Source organism: Corallibacter sp. (assembly GCF_048381695.1).
Lineage (GTDB): Bacteria > Bacteroidota > Bacteroidia > Flavobacteriales > Flavobacteriaceae > Corallibacter > Corallibacter vietnamensis.
Map to the genome: position 1 here is coordinate 85013 of NZ_JBLXHI010000004.1, position 23932 is coordinate 108944.

Sequence of the window (23932 nt, forward strand, 5' to 3'; positions counted from 1 at the left end):
CTCTAAATTTCAGAGTTCCTTTTTTTTATGAACAAACACTACATAATGATGATTTTTAATATAGCATTTACAGAATGGGTTGGTTATGCAGCCATGGCTGTTTTACTACTATCATTTATGATGAAAGACGTAGTTAAACTTCGAATTATAAATACAATAGGTTGTGTGCTTTTTGTGACTTATGGGTTTATGTTACAAACGTCATGGCCTATAATAATTTCAAACGGAGCCATTGTTTTTATAAACCTATATTATTTGTTAATCAAGAAAAATTAAGGTTGGGTTTGTTTTGAGTTTTTAAGTCCTAGAATACTAAAAAACAAACTAAAAAAGATAATTTGCATTCCCAATAACCCAGTAAATACAGCAGGTATAATAACTCGAAGGGTTTTAGATGGGTTTAAGTTTCCATATTCAAAATTCTTCCAAATAGAGACACCGTAAAAACTTAAGCCAATTCCTGAAGCTAATAGTATAGCTCCAATGATTAATCCAGACTCTAAATTTAGATATTTAAAGAGTTTTTCATACCTATTACTTTTTGGTAATAGTTGGTTTTCTACAGCATAAACTTTTGTTAGTGCATAAAAAACAAAAAATTGGAAACCAACAAGCACCATGCTAGATGTGTATAGCAATGTATGTATATCAAAAACAATTTTTTCAATGATAATAGATTGCGAAATCAATACTCCAGAAGCTAAAATTCCAGTAATCATGAGTAAAATACCAGGTATTAAAAACAACCACATAGGACTGTATAATAATAAAAAACGAAGATGTCTCCATCCGTCACGCCAAGTATTTAAATGAGGAGGACGTGACCTGCCATCTTTATGTAATATTGTAGGAACTTCAGTAATTGATAGGTTGTTAAGTTTTGACTTAACAATCATTTCAGACGCAAATTCCATTCCAGTGGTTTTTAAATTCATTTTGTAGTAAGCTTCTTTTGAAAAACCACGTAAACCACAATGAAAATCACCAATTTTAATATTAAAAAATAGGCGACCTAAAAAGGAAAGCACAGGATTACCCAGATATTTGTGTAAAAAAGGCATAGCGTCTTTTTTTATACCTCCTTTAAATCTATTTCCCATGACTAAATCATGTCCTTTTCTTAAATTAATTAAAAAAGGTTTTAGAGATTCAAAATCATAGCTATCATCAGCATCTCCCATTATTATGTAAGTGCCCAACGCGTAATTAATACCGCTTCGTAATGCGTTTCCGTAGCCTTTTTTTTCAACATGAATAACTTTAGCGCCTAGTGTTTTTGCTATGTTTTGAGAGCCATCAGTACTACCGTTATCGGCAATGATAACTTCACCACTTACTTGATTTTCTAAAAGAAAATTTTGAGCCTTTTTAATGCAAGTAGCTAATGTTTCTGCTTCGTTTAAGCAAGGCATAACAATAGATAATTCAATTGTTTTTGACATCACGAATGTATTTATAGATTAAAATAGCAATGATAAAAAATAGCGAATAGTTATAAAATAAATAGCGCATTATAGAGTGGCTTGCAAAAGCTACAATTAGGGCATTAGATAAAATTAAAGATGTTAGGTAAAATATAATAAGTGTATTGTTATTTGTTGATTTTAGTGTTTTAATAAAACTAATTATAAAAGTACCAATGAGTAAAAAAAGTATGATTTGAGATTTAAACCCGTGAACTAAATTACTGTAAAATAGCTTGATCCAATTATTAAAGTTACTCTTAATTAACACAGGAAGCATTCTTTTAGAAGACTTTTCAATATGATATCTAGCTTCTACAATAGTTTGATTTTTATTCACATAATAAGCTGTGCCACGATCATGTAATGTGTAATTACAAATTCTTCCTAAATTGTCGTGAAAATGCTTGTAATAATCACTAAAAGAGGATCGCTCTTTGCTAGACATAAGCCATTTGTTTTCAGAAATAAAGGCATGGCAGTCATCAAAAATAAGTTGGTCGTCTGTGTTTTTTAAAAGCATTTTATCACTTGCTTTACTCACATATAAAGCCGATGCCGAAGCATTTATATATGTAAACGGAGTAGCTATGAATAAGCCATCTTTGGCTTTGTGATATGTTTTATCTAATAACGAAACGGCAAATGGTAGTAATAGTAAAACTATAACGTTTTTAATAATTGTAGGTTTTAAAACAATGTGCTTGTTTTTTAAAATATAGATTGCAGTAAAAATAATAGTAAGCACTATAAATTGACCACGAGTTAAAACTAAAAGAATATAACTAGCTGATAGTATTAACAAGGATTTTGATGTGTTGTTAAATAAAAAATCTAAAGAAAAAGCTAGAAAAAATAAATATAAAGGATAACTTAAGCCTTCAGAACAAATGTTGTTTGCAACCCAAAGCGGTGGGAAAAAAGGGAAAACTAAAAGTAAAACAAAAACAAGTTTTAAAACAAAACTTAAGTGTAATACTTTTGAAGTTTTTATAACTAAAGTATGAACAGCAAAAAGCCCCAACAAGCACTGTGCAGATACAATAAAAAAATCAAAATATTGCTGAAAAATAATAGAGAATACTCTAACAAAAATAGGATATCCAGGCGATCTGTAAATAGTAGCATTAAGATAACTAGCCGAGTCTGGTGAATAGATAGCATTATTAAAAATGCAATACAAAAACACAAAAACGTATATCAAAAGCAGTGTGCTATTTTTATATGTTAGGCCCTTATTTTTTATCAATGATACACAATATTAAAAGCAAATATTCACGAAAGATAAAGCAATAAAACTTTAGTACAAACCAAATATTTTAAAATAATAAGTATTTTAGACCTTAAGTTAGTATTGTTTCAATATTTTAAATAAAAATTAATGAACGACTATAACGTTGTTGCTTATACATCAGAATATTATGACGAATGGAATAGCTTTGTAGCACAAGCAAAAAATGCCACATTTTTATTTCATCGTGACTTTATAGAGTATCATCAAGACAGATTTGAAGATGCATCAAAAATGATTTTTAAAGGCGACACGTTGGTGGCTTTATTTCCTGCTAATAAAAACGGAGATACGATATATTCTCACCAAGGGTTAACCTATGGCGGCTTGTTATTAAAAGATCAAGCTGTATTTACTGATGTTTTGAATGTTTTTAAAGAGTTATTGACTTTTTTTAATAAATTAGGTGTTAATGATTTGGTGTTAAAAATGTTACCAAGAATTTATAATAAGCTTCCAAGTGACACGTTAGATTACTTTATGTTTATTTTAAACGCCCAATTAGTGAGAAGCGATATTACAATGGTTATAGAAAACTCTCACAAGCTTGAGCTTACAAGTTCAAATAGAAAACGAGGTTTGAAAAAAGCAAAAAAGCAAAATTTAGTTGTAAAAGAAGAAGAAGACTTGAGTGCTTTTTGGAATCAAATTTTAGTCCCCAATTTAAGAGACAGGTTTAATGTTAAGCCTGTTCACACATTACAAGAGATAACCTACTTAAAATCTAAATTTCCTAAAAATATTAGGCAATTTAATGTGTATAAAAATGATGAAATAGTAGCAGGAACCACTATTTTTGAATCTGAAATGGTAGCTCACGCTCAATATATTTCTGCAAATAATCAAAAACAAGAGTTAGGAAGTCTAGATATGATATTTCACCACCTTATAGAAGATGTTTTCGCTTCAAAAAAATATTTTGATTTCGGAATTAGTAATGAAAACCAAGGCAAACAAATTAATCAAGGATTGTTAGCATGGAAAGAATCTTTTGGAGCTAGAAGTATTTCACAAAATTTTTATAAAATAGAAACATCAAATTACAAGAATCTAAATACAATTTTAAAATGATTAAGTTTTTAGATTTGCATAAGGTAAATGCCACTTATGAGAGTGCATTTGTTGAAGAATTTCAGAAGTTTTTAAATTCAGGATATTATATTTTAGGAAACGGAGTTAAAACTTTTGAGTCTAATTTTGCTTCTTACTGTGAAACAAAGCATTGTATAGGAATTAGTAATGGACTTGATGCTTTAACCTTAATTTTTAAGGCTTATATTGCATTAGGAATGTTAGAGGAAGGTAATGAGGTTTTGGTGCCAGCAAATACATATATTGCAAGTATATTGTCTGTGGTTAATTCAGGGCTTAAGCCTATTTTTATTGAACCAGACAAGGAAACGTATAATATTTCTGTAAGCCAAATAAAAACGCATATAACATCAAAAACCAAAGCTATTTTAGCTGTTCATCTTTATGGGCAATTAGCTGAAATGGATACGATTTTAAATATTGCTAAAACACATAATTTATTAGTTGTTGAAGATGCAGCTCAAGCGCATGGCGCTATAAATAAAGACTCTAAAAAAGCTGGTAATTTAAGTCATGCAGCTGCATTTAGTTTTTATCCAAGCAAGAATTTAGGAGCCCTTGGTGATGCCGGAGCAGTAACGACAAATGATGATAAATTAGCAGAAACCATAAAAAAACTTCGAAATTATGGTTCTGATGTAAAATATGTAAATGAGCTTATAGGTTATAATAATAGACTAGATGAGTTACAAGCCTTGTTTTTAAATGTTAAGCTAAATGGTCTTGATAAGGAAAATGAAAGGCGTCGTCAGGTAGCAAAAAGATATAGTACTGAAATAAACAACCAAAAAATAATATTACCTCGTTATAATCATTCAAAAGATCATGTTTTTCATGTGTTTGTTGTTTTGGTAGAAGAAAGAGATAAATTTGTAAACTATTTGACTGATAATAAAATAGAGACGTTAGTTCATTATCCAATTCCGCCTCATAAGCAAGAAGCTTTAAAGGTGTATTCAGATTTGAAGTTGCCAATTACTGATGAAATTCATAAAAAAATAGTGAGCATTCCGATGAGTCCTGTATTGCAAGATGACGAAGTGAGTTATGTTATAAAAGTTTTAAATGCCTATTAATTGAAGCGGTTAATAAAATATATAGACAATAATGTTTTAGTTAAAGTTGCATCGTTAAACTCGGCATCTGTAATTACTAAAATAATCACCGGTTTTTTAACATCTAAAACAATTGCGCTTTTTGTAGGAGCTGAAGGACTTGCTTTAATAGGAAATTTAAGAAACTTTTTAAGCTCGGCTCAAACTTTTGCAACATTAGGAATTTATAACGGGGTTGTAAAATACATTGCAGAGTTTAAAAATAATGCTGTTGAGTTAGGTAAAACAGTTTCTACAGTTTTTTATCTAGGGTTTATCTCTACGGTTATTGTTTCCTTCTTGTGTTATTTTAATGCCGACTATATAAATGATCAAATTTTTGCGACATATAATGATTATGCCTATGTAATAAAAATACTAGCTGTTGCGCTTCCTTTTTACTCATTAAACCTGTTTACGTTTTCTATTTTAAATGGTTTTTCAAAGTTTAAAATACTAATTATAATAAATATTATTGGGCAAATTTTAGGCACATCTATAACCATTTTATTGATTTATAAAGATAAAATAGATGGCGCTTTGGTTGCCGTTGCTATAGCAGAGTCATTAATTTTTTTAATAACAATGGTTGGTATTTCTTATCAGCGTAGCTTAATACCGCTTATCAAAATAAAGAGTATTAGTATTGGCTATATTAAAAAGTTAAGTGCTTATTCTATTATGGCTTTGTTTTCAGCTATTGTATTACCTATTGTGGCGCTTGCTATACGTAATTATATTTCTGAAAACATAGGGTTGAGAGAAGCTGGGTTTTGGGAAGCTATGAATCGTATATCAAAGTATTACCTAATGTTTGTAAGTTCGCTTTTAGGCTTGTATGTGTTGCCTCGTTTATCAGAAATAGATAGCGTTAAAGAGTTTAGAAAAGAAGTTTTTGGGTTTTACAAAACCATTATCCCGGTTTTTGCATTAGGCCTTTTGGTGATTTATTTATTGAGACCCTTTATTATTTCCATTATTTTTTCGGCAGAGTTTAAGCCTGTAGAGGATTTGTTTCTTTGGCAGCTACTAGGTGATTTTGTTAAAGTATTATCTATTGTGATAGCTTATCAATTTTTAGCAAAAAAAATGTTTTGGCATTATATTATTACTGAAGCTTTTTCTGTAACTATTTTTTATGTTTCTAGTATGTATTTTATTGATTTGTATGGTGTAAAGGGAGCTAATATTGCGCACTTTGTTACTTATGTGCTATACTATGGCATAATTTTATTAATTTTTAGCTCTTCATTATTTGGTGTGCTTCCCGAGGATCCTGAAATAGAAGATTAGTTATTGATATTGTCTTGCCATATATCAAGATATTTTTTAGCTATAGTTATGTAACCATGCTCTTTTTCAATAAAAGCTCGTGCATTTTTAGAAATTTCAAGAATTTTTTCAGGGTTAAGAATAAGCCACTCAAGTTTTTTTGCTATTGCAGTAGCGTCAGGAAGTGCATTTATAGCAACAGAATCTTCTTTTAAATGATAGTAGTCAAGCCATTCTTTTTCTGCACCAGTAAACACTACTTTACCTTTGGCCATAGCTTCTAGAGCGTTGTAGCCTTGATCATAAGCATATACTTGATCTAAAATAATATGCGCTTTGTTGTATGTTTTAATATACTCGCTATAAGGTAAACTTCGAGTTGTTATTGTCTCAACGCTATTGGTATATTTTTTTTGAATAATATTTAAGGCTTCTTCAAAAAAGGCATTGCCTTTTTTTATATAATTCATATTATTTATACCGTGAAAAATTATAATTTTTCCATCAATACTTAAAGGTGTATAAGAAAGTTTATTAGTGTTTATAGGGTTAGGAATTAAACCCAAGTATTGCTTGTGATTTAGCATTGGTAAATGATAGTCTATATCTGTAGCAATAGTTCCTTGGCTATGTTTTTTTATAAACTCGTGTAATTTTTTGTATGACTTTGTCGTGTATTTTAAAGAATACGAAAATTGTTTTTTTAGTGTTCTGTTTTTTAAATAAGGTGTTAAAATAGAATATTTTAATTCTTCTTTTAAGTAGTGATTAATGGTTATGTAGTCGTCACCACAACAAAGTAAATAGAGTTTTTTATTTTGATTTATTACACGCTTTAATATTGAAATTTGCATTTTTGGATGCATTGTAAAAGCGTCTTCATTGATCAATTGTACAACATCATAATCTTGTAAATCAGTAAGTCTAGATTTTACTTTTAGATAGGTTTCAACATCGGCTATGTCAAAACCAGTAATTTTATGAATTAGTTTTCTAAAAAACACAGGGGCTTTTTTTTTGAAAAATACAGGAGCAATATTTATGTCAACAGGATATTTTTTAAACAAATCACCAGCCCCTATTAAGGTAACATCATGCCCTAATTGAGATAAACCTTCTTTAAGAGAATTATGTAATCTGCTAAACTCGCCTATTAAGAGTATTTTCATGTAGTTTTTTTGCCTATTATAGATAAGGTATAAAACATGATTATTTTACAATAGTGGTTTCGTACATATTTTGATACCTTTGCTTTCAAAAGTACACAAAATTATTTTCGTTGAAAACTATCTAAAACCTCAAAGAAGATAATTTGTAAGCTTAATTAATGATGGCTATAATAGGTGTTTTATTAATACAAGTTTTAGCTTTTTTTCAGAAGTAAGATATTTGATTACATGAATAATATAGAAAAAAACTCTTGTGAGTTAGAGATTCTTATTGCGACAATGAATAGGGATTCACTAGATTTTCTTTCTGTGATGTTTCAGAATAATGATCTTGATGATTATCAAATATTGATAATAAATCAAACTACAGAGAGCAATCTTTTAAAATCAAATAAAGCCAACATAAGAGTTATTAATTCTTTTGAGAGAGGGATTTCAAAAAGTAGAAACTTGGCTGTAAATAATGCAATTGGAGAGATTTGTTTACTCGCTGATGATGATGTGATATATTTAAAACACTTTGAAAAAAAAATAGTTGAAGCTTATAAAAACAATAATAAAGCATCTGTCTTAACTTTTAAAACTCTAACAACAGAAGGAAAGCCTTACAGTAATTATCCACAGAAAATCACAACGCTTTTTAAATTTTACAGAAAAATACTATCAATTGAAATTACTTTTAAAACAAAAGAATTAATTAAGAATAATATTAATTTTAATGAAAATTTTGGGCTAGGAGCTACTTTTGAAGAAGGAGAAAATGTATTTTTCTTTAGAAGTATATTTGAAAAAGGAATACCTTCTTATTTTGTGCCAGAAACTATAGTGATTCATAAACCTGTAAGTTCTAGTGATGATGTAACATCGGATAGGTATATTTTTGGCAGAGCGGCAATGCATTATAAATTACAAGGTTTCTTTGCGTATTTTTATGCTATAAAGCTTATGTTTGCCTTATTACGAAGAGGTTTGATTGGTTTTGATCAAGTTATTCCTAAATTTAATGTAGCTCTAAAAGGAATTCGTAAATATAAACAAATACAGAAATGAATAAAGTAACACTATCAAATATAGAAATAATTGAAATTCCAAAAATCGAAGACCCTAGAGGTAGCTTGGCTGTTATTGAAAAAGAGGTGTTACCTTATCCGGTAAAACGTGTTTATTATTTGTATGATGTGCCAACAGGCGCATATCGAGGAGGACATGCTCATAAAAAATTACATCAGGTCTTAATAGCTTTAAGTGGTAGTTTTGATGTGGTTCTTGACGATGGAAAAACAAAAGAAAAAATAACTCTTAATACACCCAGCAAAGGATTACTAATACCTACAGGAATATGGCGAGAATTAGAAAATTTTTCTTCAGGATCTGTATGTTTAGTTTTAGCGTCTGAAGTTTTTGATGAAGATGACTATATAAGGGACTATAAGCAATTTTTAGATTTTAAAAATCAATAATAGTTTTTTTTGTTATTAAGTATTCTGAATAGTTTTACGCCACACTTTAGTAAAGCATTTGGGGAAGCAATAATATACCGTTGCTTTAAGGATAGCTTTTTGTAATTAAGAATTTCTTTAAGAGTGTTACTATGTTTTTTGTCATTTATTAATTTATATTTAATGATAGACGAGTATATGTTTTTGTTAATATAATCCTCTAAAAAATCAACTGAATCATAATGCTTTAAGTATTTAGAATAGTCTAAAGCTTTGTAGTGATTTCTGTTAGATTTGGTTAAACTATTATCGGTTACATTAATGGTAATTAAGGGTGTTTTTTTAAAAACAACAGGATACTTTAATCCTATTCTTATCCAATAATCTAAATCTTCACTCGTTTTCAAACCTTCATTAAATATACCAATTTCATGCGTGATGTCTTTATTGATAACCACGGAAGAGCTGTGTATAATTGGGTGCTTTAAGCTAGCTTTAAAATAATTAAGAACAGCTACCTCGTTATTAGGAATACAAAAATAATCAGCATTGTATAATGCTTTTGGGCTTTTAATTTTAGCGGCGGTTGAGAAAACCTTGTTTTTAGGATAATTAGATATTAAAATACTTATCTCGTATAAAAAGTTGTCATCCCAAATGTCATCAGCATCTAAAAAAGCAATATAATCTGCAGCTGCTTTTTTTATCCCATAATTTCTTGCAGAAGATACACCTGCGTTGGTTTTATTGTAAATATGAACTCTAGCATCGATTATGTTTTTTACGACTTCTAAGCTGTTATCAGTAGAGCCATCATTTACAATAATAACCTCAAAATCAACAAAAGACTGATTTAAAACACTAAAAATAGTTTCTTTTATGTGCTTTTCTTTGTTATATAATGGTATAATTACCGAGAAAAAAGGCTTCATAGACTATGTTGTAATATTGCAAAAATAACTTAACCTATATAAATCAAAAATAAACAAATTGGGTGCTTTATTTTTTAGTAAATATTTTTTCATTTGATTAATGAAAGGTTTCGTTAAGACCCTAAAAACTTTAAGCATGTTAGCCTTTTTTAGAAAACTGTAAGCTTTAATGAGGCTTATGTGTGAATCATTTATATTGTTGCTTTTGTGTAGGTCAGAAAGTGTGTGTAACGCTTGGGAGGTCTTTTTTAAGTAGTTTATGTTGTCATCAATTCCTAAATGATAAACCTCATTGTTAATATGTAGAATAGGGACTTTATTTATACTTAATTGATGCCCAAAAACATAATCCATACCATAAGCGGGTTTTAAATTTAAAGCGTTTATTTTGAAAAAAACATGCTTTTTTATCATAAAATTTGAAGAAATAATGAATTTATATTTGTTATTATTTCTTTTGTGAGCATCAACTTCTTCGCGGTTTTTTCCAAATGTATATCGCAATGATTTATTAGGTTTGTAGTCTTCAGGGTTGTAAGCAAAACCACCAAAGATGGCATCGTAGGGTTCTGAAACAAACGCGGTGTATTGTGATATAAAGGCGTCGTTTTTTGGAGTTATATCAGCGTCCAGAAAAAGCAGCCAGTCGTATTTAGCTTCTTTAGCAAGAGCTTGTCTGGTTGCGGTTCTTCCAAGGTTTGTTTTTCTCTCAATAAATTTAGAATTAGGTAATGAGTTTATATTATTGTTAGATTTATTTTCGACAGAGTTTGAGCCATCATCCATACAAATTAACTCAAAGATTAAGCCTTGCTTTTTTGCACGGTTTACTAAATTCTTTGCAAGAGGTAACACATTGTAATTATATGTAGGGATTAAAATAGAAATCATACAGGGGTATAGTTCGTTTTCAAATTTAGTCAATAAAGTTGAAAACAGAAGTGAAATCTATATCTAAAAGGTTTATTGAAGACCGACTACGGAATAGCATAAACTATATTCCAAGTATTTGTCTTGTTCTGTTTATTTACATCAAAGTAATATGCTTGTTTTTCTTTAATTACCTATATTTACTAAAATTATTATATGCTAACTAATTTGATGCTGTGTTATTCAATACTGTAGATTTTGCTGTTTTTTTTCCAGTTGTATTCTTTCTATATTGGTTTGTTTTTAAAGCAACTTATAAAATTCAAAATGCTTTTTTAGTAATAGTTAGCTACTTCTTTTATGCTTGCTGGGATTGGCGTTTTTTAGGTTTAATAATTTTAAGTTCATTAGTAGATTTTTTAGTTGGAAAAAAAATGGCTCAAACAACTATTAAAAATCAACGTAGACTTTTACTAGGTATTAGTTTAGTTATGAATTTAGGGATATTAGGTTTTTTTAAATATTTTAATTTTTTTGTAGATAGTTTTAATCAAGTCTTTGTGCTGTTTGGTAGGTCGCTAGAGTCAACAACTTTACAAATTTTGTTACCTGTTGGTATTAGCTTTTATACATTTCAAACTTTAAGCTATACCATTGATATTTATCAATATAAGGTAAAACCAACCAGTAGTCCATTGTCATTTTTTGCATTTGTAGCTTTCTTTCCACAATTAGTAGCCGGTCCTATAGAACGTGCTTCAAGCTTATTGCCACAGTTTTTAAAAGGTAGGTCTTTTAGTTATCATAAGAGTATATTGGGATTAAAACTTATTTTGATTGGGTTGTTTAAAAAAATGGTGATAGCAGATAATTGTGCTTTGGCTGTAAACGAGATTTTTAATCACTACACAGAGTATAGTGGAAGCACCTTGTTTTTTGGGGCTTTCTTTTTTGCTTTCCAAATTTATGGTGACTTTTCAGGTTATTCTGATATTGCCATAGGTTCAGCTAAATTATTAGGGTTTGATTTGATGCAAAATTTTAATTCACCTTATCTGTCAAGGAATCTAGGCGAATTTTGGAGACGATGGCATATTTCTTTAAGTACTTGGTTTCGCGATTATGTGTATATTCCTCTTGGAGGGAATCAAGTGTCCAGACCCAAGTGGATACGCAATATTTTTGTCGTTTTTATTTTAAGCGGTTTTTGGCATGGCGCCAATTGGACCTTTATAATTTGGGGGTTGATTCATGCTCTTTTTTTTCTACCTAATGTATTTAAGAAAACACATCCCAGTTTCACGAACGTGGCAGATAAAGGAAAATGGTTACCTAGTTTTAAAACCACTTTACAAATGAGCTTTACATTCCTCATTGTGCTTTTAGCTTGGGTGTTTTTTAGGGCGGAACATGTTACTCATGCCATTTTGTATTTTAAGGGGATGTTTACCATGTCATTGTTTTCGTTCCCAACAGTTTCTAGGGGCTTGGTATTATTCCTGATTATTTATATGGTTCTTGAATGGCTCCAAAGAGATAAAAAGCACCTTTTGGAAATAGATTTTATAAAACATAAACCCTTACGGATGGCTATTTATTATGTTTTGGTGTTTGTTGTTTTTTATTTTGCTGGAGACACACAACCGTTTATATATTTTCAGTTTTAATGAAAAAATGGCTTACACATACCAGTCTATTTATTATTCCAATAATGGTTGTTTTGATGTGTGCTGAATTATTTTACCGTTCGGTTCCAAATAATTATACCTATAAGCATGAGCAGATTTCCAATAAGATGGATGATGTTGAAATACTTGTGTTGGGAGATTCACATACATTTTATGGCATAAACCCAGAATGGCTTTCTTTAAAAACCTACAACCTATCAAATGTGAGTCAGACTATTTATTTTGATAGCATGTTATTTTACAAACACATTGACCATTTACCAAGTTTAAAATACCTTATTATATCTGTGGAATATACCACTTTGAGTCAAGTAGATAATACCCAAGAAGATATTTGGAGAAAATATTTTTATGAGGCTCAAATGGGATTGAAAGTCCCTTTGATAGATTGGTATGATCCTAAAAAATACAGTCTGGCATTAACAAGGAAGTTTGATAAGACTTTTAAAACTTTTTTTGATTACCAAGAAGAAGGCACTTTGATTGGTTGCGATGAAAGAGGTTGGGGAAATACATATCAATCAACCGTGGATTCATTAGAAATGGCCTATCTGTCAAAAGTTGTTGCTAGAAAACATGAAGATGGTTCGATGGATTTTAATCAGAATACCGAAAGGATTCAAAAGATGATAACTTTTTGTGAACAAAGAGACATACAAGTGCTGTTGGTTAACATGCCAGTCTATCCAGATTATCTTAATCATTTAAATCCTGAAAAGCTTATAAAAATTGATAAGACTTGTGATTATTTGACAAAAACCAATTCAAACGTTACACGAGTGGATTTATCTAGTGACTTTAGGTTCCAGTTACAGGATTTTTACGATGCAGATCATTTAAATGCGCAAGGAGCTAAAAAATGCAGCTTACTTATTAATGATTATTTAAACTTTTATTAAGTGGTTGTTTTGCTTCGTTGTACTACTTCATAAATTTGGTTGTCATCACATTTTAATGTTTTGCTTGGGTATTTTAATAGTAAAGCATAATCGTGGGTAGCCATTAAAATAGTGTTTCCATTTTTGTTAATGTCTTGAAGTACTTCCATAACTTCAATACTAGTTTGAGGGTCTAAATTACCTGTTGGTTCGTCAGCAAGAATTAATTCTGGATTGTTAAGTAAAGCTCTGGCTATGGCAACACGTTGTTGTTCTCCACCAGAAAGTTCGTGAGGAAACTTAAAGCCTTTGGTTTTCATACCTACTTTATTAAGTACTTCTTCTATTCTGGTCATCATATCTTTTTTGTCTTTCCAGCCAGTAGCTTTTAAAACAAATAGCAAATTCTCATTGATAGTTCTGTCATTGAGAAGCTTAAAGTCTTGAAAAACAACGCCTAATTTTCTTCTTAAAAACGGGATTTCCTTTTCCTTTAGTGTTCTTAAGTTAAAATCAACAATACTTCCTTCGCCTTTAGTAAGAGGTAAATCACCATAAAGTGTTTTCATAAAACTACTTTTTCCGGTTCCTGTTTTACCAATTAAGTAAACAAATTCGCCTTTGTTTATTTCAATGTTAATGTCTGAAAGCACGAGGTTTTCACCTTGAAATATGGAAGCATCTTTAAGATAAAGTACGTTTTGCATAGTTATTTTTTAGGGTCGTTACATTTATACCACAAAGTAAACAATTGGGGGGAATAGGAAAGGAAAACGTGAATTTAAACCATAAACTACTTCAAAGCCTGGTGCAAGGCCACAAGTATAATTCATATCAAGATGTCGGTGTCAAAGGTTTACTTTTTTTAAAACGAAACAAAACAAATAAAAGCGCATGGATAAAGTTAAAAAAAACCTTTTGTACATATTCCGTCAAACCTCGTCTTTTAACAAATGTTTTGAAATTTTGGTATTCATAATATTGCAAACCAAAAATCCTTAAGGGAAATAATACTTGCTTTGCATAAATCTGGATATGCTATCAAATAGAGATTTTCTCCAAGCTTGTACACAAGTCCTGCCTGGCAAACTGTTTTTCAATCATTCATCGAGCATACCAAGCTGTCATGGCATACCTCTTTTTTGGCAGGTTTTGCCTCAATTCTCGTGTTTTACAAAAATATCCCTATTAACCGATCCTTCGGCGCTTTTCAAAAAGGGGTGGGTTTGAGAAATTTATTCCCATAGTAAGAGCTTAAAAGTTGATGTTTTTTCGTTTACCGAACACCAGCTAAAAAGTATGGCGGAAGCAAGGCGACATATAGATTTTATAAATGTTTTTCTAAAAATTGAAATTTTTACCAAAAAAAAATGAAAAGCCCATGGGAACATAAATAAATACAGGTCTTACCAAATATAAGAATTTAATAAGGATAGAATTCAAATAGTGTTTTATTCCAAGCTAAATTTTTAGAATATGAAATTTTTCAATAAACCACAATGTAAGATGTTAGCATAAAAGCCAAGTTTGTTTTTCTGTGGTGGCCAAAATCAAAAAAAATAACATAATAAGGATGTACTTTGATAGAGCACCAAAATGCAAAAAAATATCTTGTGATTTTTAACCAAAAAAGCATATTAAGCAATTGCTAAAAGTCCAAATATCAACTGAAAAAACACCAAATCTTTAAATTGCCACCAACAAAAGCAATAAGTGTCGGAAAATCATTGCGCTCTCCAAGAAATTAATAATATTAAAAAAATAAGGTGTTTGCTTCAAATCTATTTGTTTTGAGTATCTGGCAAAATGGTTATTGCGTTATATCATAGTACAACAAAACGTAAAAAATTCGGTAAGCTAATAGTTTGGCAACTGGATATTTAGAAATTTTACTATTTAGAAACTTTAAAGTTTTCATCGGTAATGTTTATGAATTTAAAAAATCAAAAGGTAACTTCATAATATCAAATCCTGTAATTTTTGATTTGCCTATGGCTTTTCAGGTTTTTAAAAGGTATACGGTAAAATTGTCAAGGCAATAGGGCGTGCCGTACTTAATTTTCCTCGTAAAAAAATTATACATCAAATCCCATTTAGTTTTAAAAGGTTGATTACACAGGTTTTTGCTAAACGGTATTCTATAATTTTTGCCCCACATTGGGTGTCGTAAATTCAAGTTTTAAATAAAAATATCAATTTAAGTAGCAAGCATTCTACCAGAATAGTGCCATAAGCCGTCGGTATATTTGTTTATCAACCAATTTTATAAAAAAACCCATAATAAGGCTTGTTGTTTTTTTTTGGCTATAGCCATTGGGCTTTCTATCTCTTGAAGCGATGTAGATAAAACAGAATTAAGATAACCAATGGGTTTATAAGCAGCGTCTATCTGTAAAAAGCTTGTCATATAGCTTCGCCTTTACCTAATTTTTGCCAAATGCAATGTGTATTTGATGAAATTTAGCAAGGCTATTAACTAATATTTTGGTATCATCTGAGCTACCATCATTTACAAATACAAATCTATATCGGTCTGTTTTCTTTGAAATTCCAAAACCCTGAAGAATAATTCTACTTGCTTCATTATAACAAGGAAATAATACATGTTTTTTATAATAAACAAATTCCAATTGTTGTAAAAGTCTTGTTTTTAAATCAAAATTATTTAATATAGTTAAAGCTTTTTTGTGTATTTGATAACAGTGTTTATAATTAAAATACAATTATACCGTTATAAAAATAGATTGAATTATCTTTGATGTTTATAAAAATAAAACTTAATGATTAAACATAAAATCACCGCTTTTATATTAATTCTTGGAGCCTTATTTCACATGCAGGCACAACAGTCTGCTGTTTATACTAGCGACTTGGTTGCTTATCAAAAGGCTTTGATGTTGTATAATAATCAACAATATTTAGCTTCTCAAACATTGTTTAAAACAATAAAAAAAGACGCCAAATCTGAAGAGTTATTGTCAGATTGTGCCTATTACATAGCCAATTGTGCAGTTAGGTTAAACCAGCAAAACGCCGATCAGTTAATTGAGGATTTTGTTGAAGATTACCCAATGAGTACCAAACGCAATTCAGCTTTTCTTGATGTAGCAGATTATTACTTTGCTAATGGAAAATATGCATATGCTAAAAAGTGGTATGATAAGGTTGATGAATCTTCGTTAGCTAGATCAGAACGCGACAAATTTAGTTTTAACAACGGTTATGTGGCCTTTGTTACAAAAGATTATGCATCTGCAAAAAAACACTTATCTCGTTTAGAGAGCTCACAAAAGTACGGCTCTCAAGCCAAGTATTACATAGGTTTTATGGCATATGAAGGTGATGATTACAATACAGCCAATACATATTTTGATCAAGTAAGTGATCAAGAGAAATACAAAGAAAAGTTGTCTTACTATCAAGCTGACTTAAACTTTAAATTAGGAAAATTTGAAGAGGCTATCAAACTTGCCAAAGCGCAACTATCTAAAAGCGATAGAAACGAAACATCTGAACTCAATAAAATTATTGGAGAAAGTTATTTTAATCTAGAAAAATACGATGAAGCTATTCCGTTCTTAAAAGAATACCGAGGAAAAAAAGGAAAGTGGAATAACACAGATTATTATCAATTGGGATATGCTTATTATAAGCAAGGTGATTATGAAAATGCTATTTCTGAATTTAATAAAATAATAGGTGGTGATAATGGCGTAGCTCAAAATGCCTACTATCATTTAGGGGAAAGCTATGTGCATTTAAATAAAAAGCAAGAAGCACTAAATGCCTTTAGAAACGCATCTCAAATGGATTATGATTTGAAAATTCAAGAGGATGCTTGGCTTAATTATGCTAAAATAAGTTATGAAATAGGAAACCCATATCAGTCGGTACCACAAGTACTAACAAGCTATTTAGAAACGTATTCTGATACTCAATACAAAGAAGAAATAGAAACGTTATTGATAGACTCTTACATTACTTCAAAGAATTATCAAGAAGCTCTTAAATTACTAGAAGGAAAACGAAGTTATGCAAACAAGGTAGCTTATCAAAAGGTTACTTTTTACAGAGGATTAGAGCTGTATAATGAAGGTAACTATCAAGAAGCAGAAACACTTTTTGATAAATCTTTAAAAGAACCTATTGAGGATATATACACAGCTAGAGCAACATTCTGGAAAGCCGAAACCGATTATAGTTTAACAAATTATGAAGATGCTTTAATAGGATTTAAGCAATTTCAGCAGCAAACAGTTTCTACAACTACTCCAGAGGTAACAAACATTGATTACAATTTAGCTTACACTTATTTTAAGCAAAAGAATTATCCAAAAACAACCGAGCATTTCAAAACATTTATAGCAAACCACAGTGATGATGTTATTCGCTTAAATGATGCTTATTTAAGGTTGGGAGATGCTTATTTCGTATCTAGTGATTATGATAGTGCCATTGCTTCGTATCAAGAAGCTATAAAAATTAATAAAGTAGACGCCGATTATGCTTTTTTTCAAGCATCATTGAGTCAAGGTTATGCCGGAAATGTGAATAAAAAAATAGCTGATTTAGAGACTTTCATTAACCGATATCCAAAATCGACACTTCGTGACGATGCCATGTATGAATTAGGAAATTCATACGTAAAAAAAGGTGAAAACGTCAAAGCTTTAAAAATGTATGACCGCTTAAATTCAGAATACGACAGAAGTTCATTAGTTCCAAAATCAATGTTAAGGCAAGGGTTAGTTCATTATAACGCTAGCGCAAATGAACAAGCATTAACCAAATTTAAAAACGTCGCTAAAGCATTTCCAGGAACTCCAGAGGCAAATCAAGCAGTATCTACAGCAAGGTTAATTTATATTGATTTAGGTCGTGTAGACGAATATGCAAGCTGGGTACAAACACTAGATTATGTAAATGTCACTGATACTGATTTAGACAATGCCACTTATGAGTCTGCAGAGAAAAAATATTTAGATAATAAAAGTAATGACGCTATTCGTCAATTTAATAATTATTTAAATCAATTTCCTAACGGAATTCACGCATTGCAAGCACATTTCTACCTAGCGCAACTATATTACAAAGACGATTTAAAAACTAATGCAGCGCCACATTATGTTGCAGTTCTTGATGCGCCACAAAGCGAGTTTACTGAAGAATCTTTATCAAGACTTTCTCAAGTATATTTAGAAAAGAAAAACTGGCATGAAGCAATACCTGTACTAAAGCGTTTAGAAACAGAAGCTAGTTTTCCGCAAAATGTTGTTTTTGCTCAATCTAATCTAATGAAAGCAAACTATCAATTAGAAAACTACAATGAAGCGGTTTCTTATGCCGAGAAAGTATTGGCGCAATCTAAAATTGATAATAAAATAAAAAGCGATGCTCATGTAATCATTGCGCGTTCTGCAATGAAGACCAACGATGAAACAAAAGCAAAAGCAGCTTACTCCGAAGTAGAAAAAACAGCAACAGGAGAGACAGCAGCTGAAGCTTTATACTACAATGCATATTTTAAAAACCAAGAAGGTGATTATGAAGCATCTAATGAAGTTGTACAGCAATTAGCAAAAGACTATTCAGGATACAAACTCTATAGTGCTAAAGGATTAGTGCTCATGGCCAAAAACTTTTATGCGCTTAAAGATGCTTTTCAAGCGACTTATATACTAGAAAGCGTTATAGAGAATTTTAAAGATTATAGCGATGTTGTTTCTGAAGCCAAAGAAGAGTTAAGCAAAATTAAAGCAGAAGAAGCTAAAACCAATGCATCTGTACAACCAGAAACTGAAGATTAATTGTAGCTAGCTTTATAGTCTCAAACAATTATAAAAAAAGAAAAATAAAAATATCAAACAAAATCAAAATATATGCGAAAGCACATTTATAATATATTAACCCTTTTTTTAATAGCAGGAGCAACTGTTTCTTGGGCGCAAGAACGCGAAAATGATACAATTGGCACAAATGTTATTAATGTTGTTAAGCCTTACACACCAACTATTTCAGATGCTTTTAAGGTAAAAGAAGAACCGTCTTTAGATGATGATGTAACAGCAGCAAAAAAGCAAATAGAATACAATATTTTTTCTTTTCCTGTAGCATCAACATTTACTCCAGCAAAAGGAAAAGCTGCCGTAGTAGACAAAGAAGAACCTGCGAAATTGTATGACAACTATGCCACATTAGGATTTGGAAGTTATACATCAATTTTAGGTGAAGTTTATCTAAACCATGCTTTAAGCCGAACAGAAAGTGTAAGCGGTTATGTTACGCATCATTCATCGCAAGGTGGTATAAAAGACGTTGCATTAGACGATGATTTTTATGATACTAAACTTCAAGTAAATTATTCTAAAAGTTTAAGAGATCTTACCTGGAATGTTGAGTTAGGAGGTTTGCATCAAAAATATAATTGGTATGGTTTACCAAGCGCAATAAACACTTTTGTGCCTCTAATTGCAGCTACAAATGATTTAGATGTAGGACACACATTTTACGGTGCGCATTTAGGCGGTGATATGGCATTTGAAGATACCTACATAAAATCTGGACGCGTGTTTTTTAGACATTTTGGAGACAACAATGGCTCTGGTGAAAATTATTTTACAGCAAGCGGAACAGCCGATATTCCTATTGCAGATCAAGAGATTTCTACCACTATTAATATAGGATATTTAGGAGGTAAATTTGATCAAAATTATCAGGCTGCAAATGAGGTAAAATACGGAAACTTCAGTGTAGGTTTATCGCCATCATACAGAATAACACAAGATGATTTGACTGTGAATTTAGGAGTTTCTGCTTACTATTTAAGCGATTTTGAAAATAGTGATAACAAGTTTTACATCTATCCAAATATTACAGCTTCATATAGAATTGTTGATGAAATTCTTATTGCTTATGGAGGAATTCAAGGCGGATTAAACCAAAACACGTATTATGATTTAGTGCAAGAAAATCCATTTGTATCACCAACACTAAATATTTTACCAACAGATCAGCAATATAATGGCTACATTGGTTTAAAAGGAAAAGTATCTAACAATGTAAGTTATGATATACATGGAAATTATATGGCTGAAAGCGATAAAGCTTTATACAAAGTAAACAGCTTACAAGTTTTTAGTGCTTCTGAAAACTACCATTTTGGTAACTCTTATGGTATTGTTTATGACGATGTGTCAACGTTTAGTTTTGGTGGAGCTTTAAGTGTTGATGTAAATAGAAATTTCACATTAGGCTTAAAAGCTGATTATTTTATTTATGACGTTGATTCAGAAGCTGAAGCTTGGAACTTACCAAGTATCAAAGGGTCTCTATTTGCCGATTATCAAATAAATAAAAAATGGTATGCAGGAGCTAGTCTGTTTTATGTGGGAGAACGAGAAGCTAGTAATGCTTTTTCAGGTTTATTTACGCCATTTATACAACAAACCGTTACGCTTGATGGTTATTTTGATGCCAATGTAAACCTAGGATATCATATTAATGATAAACTATCAGTTTTTCTAAAAGGAAATAATTTAGCTAATCAAGATTATATGCGTTGGGCAAACTATCCTGTGCAAACCATTCAAGTACTGGCTGGAGCAACATATAAGTTTGATTTTTAAACCATAAAAAATCTATCAAAACAAAAAGCGCTCAATATTGGGCGCTTTTTTTATTTTTACCAAAGTGTAATAAAGCATTTAATATGAAAAACATAAGTCTCTTATCAATCATTTTTTTAGTATTTGCTTGCCAGCAAGAAAAAAAACAAGTTGATGCATTGGTTATAAACGGCCAAGTATATACAGTAGATAACACATTTAGCATAGCTGAAGCTTTTGCTATTAAAGACGGAAAGTTTGTTGAGGTAGGAACATCAGAAACACTAAAAAATAGTTACGAGGCTGATACTATTATTGATGCTCAAGGAAAAAGTATTTTTCCTGGATTTATTGATGCACATTGTCATTTTTACGGGTTAGGATTACAGCAGAATCGTGTAGACTTAACAGGAACAACAAGTTTTAATGATATGATGAAACGCGTTGTTGATTTTCAAAATCAACGAAACACTACATTTTTGTTAGGTCGCGGATGGGATCAAAACGACTGGGAAGATAAAACGTATCCTGATAAACGCCTTTTAGATAGGCTGTATCCAAGAACTCCAGTGGCTTTAACACGAATAGACGGTCATGCTATGTTATGTAATCAAGCGGCATTAGATTTAGCAGGAATTACAAAAGATACTAAAGTAGAAGGTGGAGAGATTTTAAAATCGAATGGTGAGTTAACAGGTGTTTTAATAGATAATCCTATGGAATTGGTTAGAGCCATTTTTCCAAGTCCAACAAAAAAAGAGCAAATTAAAGCGTTGTTAGAAGCACAAACTATTTGTAAGAATTTAGGGCTTACCACAGTTGATGATGCAGGATTAGATAAGCCTGTGATCGAGCTAATTGATAGTTTACAACAAGCAGGTGATTTAAAAATGCGTATGTATGCTATGATTAGTAATTCAAACGAAAATTTAGATTATTATTTATCAAAAGGAAAAATAAAAACAGATAAGCTTAATGTGAGTTCGGTTAAAGTTTATGCTGACGGCGCTTTAGGTTCTCGAGGAGCTGCTTTAAAAGAGCCTTATACAGATGCAGAGAATCATTTTGGAGCTATGATTATAGGGCTTGAAGCTTATGAAAAATTAGCAAATAGGATAGCTGAATCAAATTATCAAATGAATACGCATGCTATTGGAGACTCCGCAAATACATTTGTTTTAAAAACCTATGAGAAAGTTTTAAAGACTCAAAAAGATAGACGTTGGCGTGTAGAGCATGCACAAATAATCACCGATAACGATTTTAACTATTTTAAGAATAATAATATTCTTCCATCTGTGCAGCCAACACACGCTACAAGTGATATGTATTGGGCTGAAGATAGGTTGGGAGAAGACCGAATTCATGGTGCATATGCATATAAAGAACTTTTAAAAGCATCAGGAAAAATTGCTTTAGGAACTGATTTTCCTATTGAAAAAGTGAGTCCGTTATTAACGTTTTATGCAGCTGTAACTAGGAAAGATTTAGAAGGATATCCAGAAGGTGGATTTAATAGTGATAATGCATTAACGCGAGAAGAAGCTTTAAAAGGTATGACTATTTGGGCAGCTTACTCTAATTTTGAAGAAGCTGAAAAAGGAAGTATTGAGGTAGGTAAATTTGCAGACTTCATTATATTAGACAACGATATTATGACCGTTAATGAGAAGTTGATTCCTGAAACCAAAGTATTAAAAACGTTTATTGCAGGCGAAACACTATAAAAAATAATGAAAAAATTACTATTACTATTAACAAGTTTCATGCTAACAGCTTTTAGCTACTCTCAATACGACTGGACTAAAGCAACGGTTTATTTAAAAAATGGAGAGCAATTAGTTGGAGAAGGAGATTTAAGAATGCAGAATGCCGGTATAAGTATTGGAAATAAAGACATTCTTAACTTTAGAAAAACAAGAAAAGACAAAAAGAAGAAGTTTGATCCAGAAGAAATCGATTCTATTCGTTTCACAATTACTTACACCATAAGAAAGAATAGAAAGCGTATTGAAAAAACTCGACAAGAAACTTATATTCCAGTGTATTTTAATTTAAAAAGAAATAAAATGGGATTTGTACAATTGATTGTTGATGGTAACATGAAATTGGTTGGGCGAACTGTGTCTGTACAAAACGGAACGATGTATGGTAGTGGAGTAAATGCTGGTGGAGGCATTGGATTGAACACAACACCTACGGTATTTTTTTATCCGTCAAATCATAACGAATTAATGTTTTTAAAAGACAATCAAGAGCCTGAAGTTTTTAATAGAACCAGCTTAACAAAGTCTTTTAGAAAACGAGCGATGAAGTATTTTGAAGGTTGCTCAAGCCTCGTTAAAAAAATAAACAGTAAAGCTTTTAAAAAAGAAGATTTAATTAAAATAGCAGAGTATTACAATGCCCATTGCGGCAATTAGTAAAGTTTGGCCAAATAATCAAAATGCTCTCCATCCATAATTTTTTCACATTCTAAACCAACGGATTTACATGCGGTGTACAAGGTGTTGAAGTCTAAATAAAGCCAAGTCATTGGCGATTCTTCTTCGCCTTTGTAGCTTAAGTAATAATCTAACTCGCCATAGTAATTGGCATTTGTGTCAATCCATAAGCCGCCATCTTCATCTTCGTACATATAAGCAATATCTGAAGAGTCAATAAGAATTTGACCTCCAGGTTTTAAAAGTGTTTTAAGATGTGATAAGTATTTTGATACTTGAGATAGTTTTTGAAAAATACCAGTACCATTCATAAGTAGTAAAATAGTATCATAAGTGTTCTTCTCATCAAGAATATCTTTTTGATTTATTTGCAATACGCCACGTGTTTTAGCGACACTTACTGCGCCTTGAGAAATGTCTATGGCGTGCACGTCAAGACCTTTTTCTTGGAGAAATAAACTATGACTTCCTGCGCCACAACCAACATCTAGAACTAGACCTTTTGATAATTGTAAGGCTTTTTGCTCTAGTTTAGGCATATCTTTGAAACCTCTAAATAAATAAGGAATTGGTAATTCGTCTTCATCAGATATGTTGGTAGATGTAATTATATCTTCTGTATAATTACCATTTTGATAATCTAGTAACGCTTTTCCAAATAAATCTTTAGTCATAAGTAAGGTTGCAAAGAGATAT

Annotated in this window: 20 protein-coding genes; 12 read left to right on the forward strand and 8 right to left on the reverse strand. The window is 30.9% G+C overall.

The features are described 5' to 3' along the window. The first annotated feature begins 45 nt into the window (after positions 1-45). Positions 46-276: a uroporphyrinogen decarboxylase gene (locus ACN5J3_RS07785; RefSeq protein ID WP_417289936.1), complete on the forward strand. Its 231-nt coding sequence runs from the start codon at positions 46-48 to the stop codon at positions 274-276. Here ACN5J3_RS07785 and ACN5J3_RS07790 read toward each other — a convergent pair. Next, positions 273-1442, reverse strand: a complete 1170-nt coding sequence (locus ACN5J3_RS07790) for a glycosyltransferase family 2 protein (RefSeq protein ID WP_418511365.1) — start codon at positions 1440-1442, stop codon at positions 273-275. The genes ACN5J3_RS07785 and ACN5J3_RS07790 overlap by 4 nt on opposite strands. Further along, positions 1426-2667 carry a hypothetical protein gene (locus ACN5J3_RS07795; protein WP_418511366.1) on the reverse strand — a complete coding sequence of 414 codons (1242 nt, stop codon included), beginning with the start codon at positions 2665-2667 and terminating at the stop codon, positions 1426-1428. Before ACN5J3_RS07795 ends, ACN5J3_RS07790 begins: the two co-directional genes overlap by 17 nt. Before the next feature lie 177 nt (positions 2668-2844). Here ACN5J3_RS07795 and ACN5J3_RS07800 point away from each other — a divergent pair, with 177 nt between their 5' ends. From ACN5J3_RS07800 to ACN5J3_RS07810, 3 genes are read left to right on the forward strand one after another with little or no spacing between them, the layout of a single operon-like run. Then, positions 2845-3825, forward strand: a complete 981-nt coding sequence (locus ACN5J3_RS07800; RefSeq protein ID WP_418511368.1) for a GNAT family N-acetyltransferase — start codon at positions 2845-2847, stop codon at positions 3823-3825. Continuing rightward, positions 3822-4922 (forward strand): DegT/DnrJ/EryC1/StrS family aminotransferase, encoded by a 1101-nt coding sequence (locus ACN5J3_RS07805; RefSeq protein WP_418511369.1) that lies wholly within the window; start codon positions 3822-3824, stop codon positions 4920-4922. Before ACN5J3_RS07800 ends, ACN5J3_RS07805 begins: the two co-directional genes overlap by 4 nt. Next, the gene (locus ACN5J3_RS07810; protein WP_418511370.1) at positions 4923-6233 is read left to right on the forward strand and encodes an O-antigen translocase; all 1311 of its coding nucleotides are present in this window, start codon (positions 4923-4925) and stop codon (positions 6231-6233) included. Here the strand turns inward: ACN5J3_RS07810 and ACN5J3_RS07815 are convergent. Continuing rightward, positions 6230-7381 (reverse strand): glycosyltransferase, encoded by a 1152-nt coding sequence (locus tag ACN5J3_RS07815; RefSeq protein WP_418511371.1) that lies wholly within the window; start codon positions 7379-7381, stop codon positions 6230-6232. The genes ACN5J3_RS07810 and ACN5J3_RS07815 overlap by 4 nt on opposite strands. Before the next feature lie 228 nt (positions 7382-7609). Here ACN5J3_RS07815 and ACN5J3_RS07820 point away from each other — a divergent pair, with 228 nt between their 5' ends. Together ACN5J3_RS07820 and ACN5J3_RS07825 are read left to right on the forward strand one after the other, a co-directional pair. Beyond that, the gene (locus ACN5J3_RS07820) at positions 7610-8431 is read left to right on the forward strand and encodes a glycosyltransferase family 2 protein (protein ID WP_418511372.1); all 822 of its coding nucleotides are present in this window, start codon (positions 7610-7612) and stop codon (positions 8429-8431) included. Beyond that, complete coding sequence (locus ACN5J3_RS07825) at positions 8428-8841, forward strand: sugar 3,4-ketoisomerase (protein WP_418511373.1); 414 nt, start codon at positions 8428-8430, stop codon at positions 8839-8841. The genes ACN5J3_RS07820 and ACN5J3_RS07825 overlap by 4 nt, the downstream gene beginning before the upstream one ends. Here the strand turns inward: ACN5J3_RS07825 and ACN5J3_RS07830 are convergent. Then, the gene (locus ACN5J3_RS07830) at positions 8835-9752 is read right to left on the reverse strand and encodes a glycosyltransferase family 2 protein (protein WP_418511374.1); all 918 of its coding nucleotides are present in this window, start codon (positions 9750-9752) and stop codon (positions 8835-8837) included. The genes ACN5J3_RS07825 and ACN5J3_RS07830 overlap by 7 nt on opposite strands. 3 nt (positions 9753-9755) lie before the next feature. Further along, complete coding sequence (locus ACN5J3_RS07835) at positions 9756-10643, reverse strand: glycosyltransferase family 2 protein (protein ID WP_418511375.1); 888 nt, start codon at positions 10641-10643, stop codon at positions 9756-9758. Between the two features lie 215 nt (positions 10644-10858). Here ACN5J3_RS07835 and ACN5J3_RS07840 point away from each other — a divergent pair, with 215 nt between their 5' ends. Both ACN5J3_RS07840 and ACN5J3_RS07845 read left to right on the forward strand, forming a co-directional pair. Further along, positions 10859-12289, forward strand: coding sequence for an MBOAT family O-acyltransferase (locus tag ACN5J3_RS07840; protein ID WP_418511376.1), 1431 nt, complete (start codon positions 10859-10861; stop codon positions 12287-12289). Beyond that, on the forward strand, positions 12289-13209 hold the full coding sequence (locus ACN5J3_RS07845; RefSeq protein WP_418511377.1) for a hypothetical protein: 921 nt from the start codon (positions 12289-12291) through the stop codon (positions 13207-13209). Before ACN5J3_RS07840 ends, ACN5J3_RS07845 begins: the two co-directional genes overlap by 1 nt. Here ACN5J3_RS07845 and ACN5J3_RS07850 read toward each other — a convergent pair. Then, a complete protein-coding gene (locus ACN5J3_RS07850) occupies positions 13206-13895 on the reverse strand; it encodes a cell division ATP-binding protein FtsE (protein ID WP_418511378.1) in 690 nt (229 codons plus the stop codon). The two genes, ACN5J3_RS07845 and ACN5J3_RS07850, sit on opposite strands and share 4 nt — an antisense overlap. Before the next feature lie 1556 nt (positions 13896-15451). Further along, positions 15452-15595 carry a hypothetical protein gene (locus ACN5J3_RS07855; RefSeq protein WP_418511379.1) on the reverse strand — a complete coding sequence of 48 codons (144 nt, stop codon included), beginning with the start codon at positions 15593-15595 and terminating at the stop codon, positions 15452-15454. A gap of 373 nt (positions 15596-15968) precedes the next feature. On the opposite strand from ACN5J3_RS07855, the gene ACN5J3_RS07860 reads away from it, so the two are divergent. The 4 genes from ACN5J3_RS07860 (at position 15969) to ACN5J3_RS07875 (ending at position 23215) form a co-directional block, all read left to right on the forward strand. Further along, positions 15969-18995, forward strand: a complete 3027-nt coding sequence (locus ACN5J3_RS07860; protein ID WP_418511380.1) for a tetratricopeptide repeat protein — start codon at positions 15969-15971, stop codon at positions 18993-18995. 72 nt (positions 18996-19067) lie between these two features. Next, on the forward strand, positions 19068-20813 hold the full coding sequence (locus ACN5J3_RS07865; RefSeq protein ID WP_418511381.1) for a TonB-dependent receptor: 1746 nt from the start codon (positions 19068-19070) through the stop codon (positions 20811-20813). An 83-nt stretch (positions 20814-20896) separates the two neighbouring features. Next, a complete protein-coding gene (locus tag ACN5J3_RS07870; RefSeq protein WP_418511382.1) occupies positions 20897-22519 on the forward strand; it encodes an amidohydrolase in 1623 nt (540 codons plus the stop codon). Positions 22520-22525: 6 nt separating this feature from the next. Next, positions 22526-23215, forward strand: a complete 690-nt coding sequence (locus ACN5J3_RS07875) for a hypothetical protein (RefSeq protein ID WP_418509604.1) — start codon at positions 22526-22528, stop codon at positions 23213-23215. Here the strand turns inward: ACN5J3_RS07875 and ACN5J3_RS07880 are convergent. Then, positions 23212-23910 carry a class I SAM-dependent methyltransferase gene (locus tag ACN5J3_RS07880; protein WP_418511383.1) on the reverse strand — a complete coding sequence of 233 codons (699 nt, stop codon included), beginning with the start codon at positions 23908-23910 and terminating at the stop codon, positions 23212-23214. The genes ACN5J3_RS07875 and ACN5J3_RS07880 overlap by 4 nt on opposite strands. Between the last annotated feature and the right edge of the window lie 22 nt (positions 23911-23932).